At 42.1% G+C, this 820-nt stretch carries 1 protein-coding gene; it reads right to left on the bottom strand.

The genetic code is table 11. The annotated features are described in order from the left end of the window. Positions 1 to 211: 211 nt before the first annotated feature. On the bottom strand, positions 212 to 658 hold the full coding sequence (locus EI164_RS16530; protein WP_192521050.1) for a thioredoxin domain-containing protein: 447 nt from the start codon (positions 656 to 658) through the stop codon (positions 212 to 214). Positions 659 to 820: the final 162 nt, after the last annotated feature.

Genomic DNA, 820 nt, shown 5'->3' with positions numbered 1-820 from the left:
ATTGCTGGTTTCCCTATAAACCCACCATCAAAAATATGCCTCAGCAGGGACAGGTGGCTACATTGTAAATAGTATCAATGAGTTACAATGTGGCTTATCCCGAACTGGGGTTCACTATAAAAAAGCCAATACGCGATAAGCATATTGGCTTTTTTGTATTTATATGAGGATGCTAGCAGAAAGAACGGCGTTTTATGCTAAGCGTTTTGTGTTAGGCCTTTAAACTCCGCACCCACTGGACAATTTGATCACTTGGCAACGCACCTGATTGGCGTGCTATTTCTCTGCCATGTTTAAAAGCCACCATGGTTGGCAAACTTCTAATATTATATGGTGCAGCGGCTTGTTCGTATTTATCCGTCTGCAATTTTGCAAATACTACTTGTGGTAATTGACTGGCCGCCACTTTAAACTGCGGTGCCATCATAATACATGGCTGACACCAACTTGCCCAAAAATCAACGATAGTCAATATGTCATTCTTTCGAATGACTTTATTCGTAGTTTGCGCGTTCAGTTCTTGAGGGCTAGCCGTCAGTAGTGACTGACCACATTTACCACACTTCGGCGCCGCATCTAGTTTTACTGCTGGTACACGGTTAGTCGCTTGGCAGTGTGGACATACCAAATGATAGTCTTGCATCTTTTTTTCACTCATATGATGACTCCTATACTGAGCATATATGTTTTGAACACAGCAACTTTGATCGACACGCTTGACCTGTTTATTACTTTATCATGAAATCACCTAATAAGTGAGTCATGTTGAACCGCCCCGGTATTGTCGGAGACTCAACATTCTGAGAGAATACGACAATGA

It is taken from the genome of Psychrobacter sp. FME13 (assembly GCF_014861395.1).
Taxonomy (GTDB): Bacteria; Pseudomonadota; Gammaproteobacteria; order Pseudomonadales; family Moraxellaceae; genus Psychrobacter.
This window is presented reverse-complemented; position numbering and strand designations above follow the sequence as displayed.